Source organism: Marivita sp. (assembly GCF_017643905.1).
Taxonomy (GTDB): Bacteria; Pseudomonadota; Alphaproteobacteria; order Rhodobacterales; family Rhodobacteraceae; genus Marivita.
In genome coordinates this window covers 1-5225 of the sequence record NZ_JAEPMO010000218.1, presented here as the reverse complement: position 1 = coordinate 5225, position 5225 = coordinate 1, and the positions used below count along the sequence as shown (strand labels likewise).

Below are 5225 nucleotides of genomic sequence, written 5' to 3'. Positions count from 1 at the left end.
TCCTGCGGCATCGTCCAGCTTGGCGAGCAAGGGTGCTGCTTTGGGCACATTCATCGCCGCCCAGCGGAACGGCTTTTCAGCGAACAAGCCTTCGAGGTTCCATGGGCAGGTCTTCATGCAGCGTCCGCACATCGCACCGCCGTCGGTGGTGATGCGGTAGGTGGCGCATTTCTGGCTGTCGGATTTCCAAATCTCGTGGCCGTTGAACATGAGCTTGGGCCCGGCGGTGATTGCGCCGGATGGGCATTCGCGGGCGCATTTGTTGCAACTTTCGCAGAAAGTTTGCAGGCCGAAGTCGATGGGCTTGTCATGCGCCAGCGGCATGTCGGTGGTCACAACCCCGGATTTCAGCCGGGGGCCAAGGAACGGGTTGAGGATCACCTCACCAATACGGCTGACCTCGCCGAGACCGGAGAGCAGCAGAAGCGGCGGTTGCAGCACTTCGCCATCAAGCACGGTATGCGCCTTGGCGGAATACCCAAGATTGCGGATTTGCTTGGCCAAAACTCCGCCCAATAGCGAGAACCGAAGGTATGCGCGCATGGATTGGGCCACGCTGATCCAGTCGTCGCCGGATGCACCGTCCATGGTCTCGTAGCCCTGGTCGATTATGATGCTGATCGCCTGATCATGGGGCGGCTCGATTGGCTCCCCACGCGCGTCGTGGCTATACCATGTCCAGTCCGGACAACGACTTATGCCAAGCGCATCGACGCCCAGCCAATATCCCGTGGCCTTGATTGCCTCGGCATGACGCTTGGGGTCTGGTGTGACCTTTTCGGTGGCCGGTGGCCCGTCTTGCAGCAAGACGAAAGCACCCAGCATTCGCCGTTGAGCCGATGACGGCGCGGCTTTGCGGGCGTAGTAGCCGCCCTTGGCACCGTCTTGAAGTTTCTTGCCCATGTCGCCGAACTGCGCACGGGCGAACATGTCGGTCCGCTTGGGAACGCGAGGCACATTGGGTTCGTCGATATAGGTGGTGGGCGTGTCGACCCGCTTCAGGGTCTCGAACGGGTGCGGGCCATCAACATAGCGACGGCTGTCGAACGGATTGGTGTTCAGACCTGACCGCGCCGACGTGGTGCCCAGCTTCCACGCCAGCCCTTGGGTCAGGGATGTTGGTTGCTCGATGGCGAGCGGCGCGTCATGTGCAAGCTCCAGCGTGGTTGTGACCACCGCGACGCCGAAGCGAGGGCCAAGCCATGGGTTTTCCAAGCGCCCGTTCGTTGGCGCGGCCAATCCGGCGGCAACGGTACATATGTTGAGGTCCACATCGGTACTTGAGGCGGTATGCGCCTTGGCGTCCCAACCCAACAGGCGGATGTAATTGGCGATCACCACCGCGGTCTCGGTCGCGCGCAGGCAGGCGCGGTGGTCTTGGGCGTTGTTGATCCACTCCGTCCCCGTTTCGCCCTGCTTTGGGTCTCGGGGGATTTCGTAGAGGAACACCAGTGCTGTGTGGTGGCCTTCGATGGTGCTGGGCGGGGCTTCCATCGACTCCTTCAGGTCGGCCATGATCATGTCGATGCCCGAGGCCAGCGTCTTGGTCTGTTTGGTCCTCAGATCGTTGGCCAACCGTTCGATATCCGGGTTCAGGCGGGGATTGGACAGCATTGCTGCGGGCAGAAGCGGCCCGATCCCAACCATTGTGGCGTCAGAAAAATACCCAAACGCTTTCAGATGGTTGGCGCGTTCTCTTGTGTCGTTTGGTATAACGGATTTTGCTTTGTTCACGAACCCATCGCGGATCGCGTCCATCATCGCCTGATACTCGCCCATCGCGTTGACGATGGAGGCGGGGTCCTCGGGGCGGTGGAAGCTGAGGCCGGGGTGTGGCGGGATTGCCGCCAAGTCTGGCATAGGGCCGCTCGCGGCGCGTTCCAGCGGAAACGGTCCAAGATGCACTGGCCGATTTTTATCGGAAAAGAAGCGCAAACCCATGATGACCTCCCGTCGGCGCGGTGTTCCGCGTCCTTGGAGAGTGCAGCATTCTGCGCTCAAGACTGCAAGGCATGAAAATCCTTGAGCGTTTTGCCCGCCTCATCGACGAACAACCCCGGCAATGGGGTCAGGTCGGTCACCCGGTCCATGCGAAAGGTGGCAAACCCTGCCTCCGTTTCATCCCAGACGACGCAGGTCCAGATGCGACCCCAGTAGTCCAGATGCAACGGGCGCACGGTGTGGAACTGATCGTCGTTCTCGAGCCGCAATCGCAGCTTCTGACGGGAGCGGATCGCCTTGCGGAAGGCGGGCATGTGGCGAAAGCCCTGCGCTGCCTCGGCAAAGGGATAGGTGGCAAAGCCGAATTTCCCACCTGGGGTGCCTACGTCCTCGGGCAGCACCGCGTCGATCTTGTCGGCAAGCGCTTGCGCTGCCGTCGCGAGGTCTTCGCTATCGGCAGAGCCCACGGCTGCCAATCCGATATGCAGCGCCTCAAGTTCGGTCTGGGTAAGGTTGAGCGGGGGCAGGGTGATCATTGCCTGCGCGGTGTAGCCTGATCCGCGCGCGCCCTCGACCGGCACTCCGGACGCGGCAAGTGTGTCCATGTCACGGTAAATCGTGCGCACCGACACACCCAGATCCTGTGCCATCGCCTCGGCTGTGTGCAGGCGACCGTCTTTGAGTCGTTGCATCAAGGCATAAAGCCGGTCGCTGCGTTTCATGTGATTCTCCGTGCTGCGGTGCATGAATACTGACAAAAACCTGTCAACTGACAAGCTCTTGACAAAAACACCCCGAAATGGCGTGTTTTCGTCCTTTCGCAGGGCGGCGCGAGCCATTACATAACGGGAATGGAATGCAACGCAGGCATCTGCCTGCCGGTAAGGAGAGACTTCATGGGTATCGGAAATATCGGTCTGCCGGGCCTTTTGCTCATCGCCGTTGTGGTGCTGGTGCTGTTCGGCCGTGGCAAGATTTCGTCGCTGATGGGCGAAGTCGGCAAAGGCATCACCGCCTTCAAGAAAGGCGTAGACGAGGGCAAGCAGGAGCTTGAAGAGCAGAAAGCCGAAAGCGCCAAGAACGTGACGCCCGAAGGTGAGCAAGACAAGGACAAGGTCTAACGATTATGTTCGATCTTGGCTTTGCCGAGCTTTTGGTGATCGGGGTGGTGGCGTTGATCGTTGTCGGCCCCAAGGATTTGCCGGTGCTCTTCCGGAAGGTGGGCAATTTCATGGGCAAGGCCCGTGGGATGGCGCGCGAGTTCAGCCGCGCGATGAACGACGCGGCCGACGAATCCGGTGTGCGCGATGTGCAAAAGACGTTCAAATCGGCCACCAATCCGCTGGGCAGCGCGATGGACGGCGTCAAGGATGCGGCAAAGTCGATGACCAATGTCGATCCCGCCAGCAACACCGGGAAACTGTCTGCGGAACGCGAGGCCGCCAAGAAAAAGATCGAAGCCAGCGCTGCACGTGCCGCTGCCGATCGCAAGAAACGCGAGGCGGAAGAGGCGCTGAAAAAGGCCGAAGAAATGGAAGCGGCATTGAAAGCCGACGCTGCGCCGGAAAAGGACGCATGAGATGAGTGCCCGCGACGATGACATCGAGGACAGCAGCGCACCGCTGATCGAACACTTGGCGGAACTGCGCACCCGGTTGATCCGGTCAGTGCTGGCCCTGTTTGTCGGGATCTGTGTTCTTTTCATCCCGATTCAGGGCGATTTTCTGGCTGAACATGTGCTGCGCTTCCTGCTCGTGCCGATCGAAGACACGCTCCGCGCGCTTGGGGATCCAGCCCCGACGCTGCAATACACAAGCCCGCAGGAATACCTGTTTGTGCTTTTCCGCATCGGCATGGTGTTCGGCTTTGCGCTGGCTTTCCCGGTGATCGCGCACCAGATGTGGCGCTTCGTTGCGCCGGGGCTGTACAAGTCCGAGAAATCGGCCTTCCTGCCGTTCATCATCGCTTCGCCCGTGATGTTCATGCTGGGCGCCGCTTTTGCCCATTTCGTCGTGACACCGCTGGCGATGGCCTTTTTCCTTGGCTTTACCGACGCGCCATCGCTGTTCGCCAACCTCTTGTCCGAGTCCGTAGATGTGGACCCGACGGCCGTGGTGCCTGCAACCAATGAAGGTCTGAAGATCACCTTTTTCGGGAAAGTGAACGAAAGCCTTCAGACATCCCTGGTGTTCATCATGGCATTCGGACTGTGTTTTCAGTTGCCGGTGTTGCTGACGCTGATGGGCAAGGCGGGTCTTGTGTCGGCCGATGGTCTGGCTGCCGTGCGCAAATACGCGATGGTCGGTATTCTGGTGCTGGCCGCGTTGGTAACCCCGCCTGATGTTGTGACACAGCTGATCCTGTTTACCGTCGTTTACGGACTTTATGAGGTGTCGATCATTTTGGTCCGCCGCGTTGAGAAGAAGCGCGAAAAGGAACTGCGGGCACAGGGGCTCTGGTTCGAGGATGATCCCGCTGAGGGCATGGATGACGACCCGCTGATGCGCGAATTCGACGAGGACGCGAAGAAGTGACCGACCCAATGGAGCGGATCGCCGCCGCGCTGGAGCGTCTTGCCCCCGCGCCGCAGCCGGCCCCGGATTATGACGCTGCGGATGCCTTTGTCTGGCATGTGGACCCCGACCACCTGCAACACGTGCCCAAGGTCAGCCGCGTTCCGGTGGAGCTTTTGGTGGGTGTCGATCGCAGCCGCGATACGTTGCTGGCCAACACCCGGCAGTTTGCGCGCGGTCTGCCTGCAAACAATGCGCTGCTTTGGGGTGCGCGGGGGATGGGGAAGTCGAGCCTTGTGAAAGCCATTCACGCGGCGGTGCTGGACGAAGGTTTGCCGGTGAAGCTGGTTGAGTTGCAGCGCGAGGACTTGCCCAGCGTGGCGCGGCTCTTGAACCTGCTCAGGGTCGCGGATCACCGCTTTCTGCTGTTCTGCGACGATCTGAGCTTTAGCCATGACGACCAGCACTACAAGTCGCTGAAAGCGGTGCTGGATGGTGGCGTCGAAGGGCGTCCGGACAATGTGGTGTTCTATGCCACGTCGAACCGACGTCATCTGATGCCGCGCGACATGATCGAGAATGAACGGTCTTCCGCAATCAATCCGTCCGAGGCGGTCGAGGAGAAGGTGTCCTTGTCGGACCGCTTTGGGTTGTGGCTTGGGTTCCACCCGTGCAATCAGGACGACTACCTTGCCATGATCCGGGGCTATTGCGACGCCAATGGGGTCGAGATCGATGACGCGACGTTGCGGGCTGAAGCCATCGAGTGGC

Annotated in this window: 6 protein-coding genes; 4 read left to right on the top strand and 2 right to left on the bottom strand. The window is 60.4% G+C overall.

Features of this window, described 5'->3' with window-relative positions:
• Together JJ869_RS21870 and JJ869_RS21865 are read right to left on the bottom strand one after the other, a co-directional pair.
• Positions 1-1941 (bottom strand): reductive dehalogenase domain-containing protein (locus tag JJ869_RS21870; protein ID WP_292270756.1); only part of this gene is annotated, 1941 nt, incomplete at its 3' end.
• Between the two features lie 56 nt (positions 1942-1997).
• Positions 1998-2663, bottom strand: coding sequence for a YafY family protein (locus JJ869_RS21865; RefSeq protein ID WP_292270754.1), 666 nt, complete (start codon positions 2661-2663; stop codon positions 1998-2000).
• A 174-nt stretch (positions 2664-2837) separates the two neighbouring features.
• Here JJ869_RS21865 and JJ869_RS21860 point away from each other — a divergent pair, with 174 nt between their 5' ends.
• The 4 genes from JJ869_RS21860 to JJ869_RS21845 all read left to right on the top strand — a co-directional run.
• Positions 2838-3062 carry a twin-arginine translocase TatA/TatE family subunit gene (locus JJ869_RS21860; protein ID WP_292270752.1) on the top strand — a complete coding sequence of 75 codons (225 nt, stop codon included), beginning with the start codon at positions 2838-2840 and terminating at the stop codon, positions 3060-3062.
• A 5-nt stretch (positions 3063-3067) separates the two neighbouring features.
• Positions 3068-3520, top strand: a complete 453-nt coding sequence (gene tatB, locus JJ869_RS21855; protein WP_292270748.1) for a Sec-independent protein translocase protein TatB — start codon at positions 3068-3070, stop codon at positions 3518-3520.
• A 1-nt stretch (position 3521) separates the two neighbouring features.
• Positions 3522-4475: a twin-arginine translocase subunit TatC gene (locus tag JJ869_RS21850; protein ID WP_292270745.1), complete on the top strand. Its 954-nt coding sequence runs from the start codon at positions 3522-3524 to the stop codon at positions 4473-4475.
• Positions 4472-5225 (top strand): ATP-binding protein (locus JJ869_RS21845; protein ID WP_292270742.1); only part of this gene is annotated, 754 nt, incomplete at its 3' end. The genes JJ869_RS21850 and JJ869_RS21845, both read left to right, overlap by 4 nt.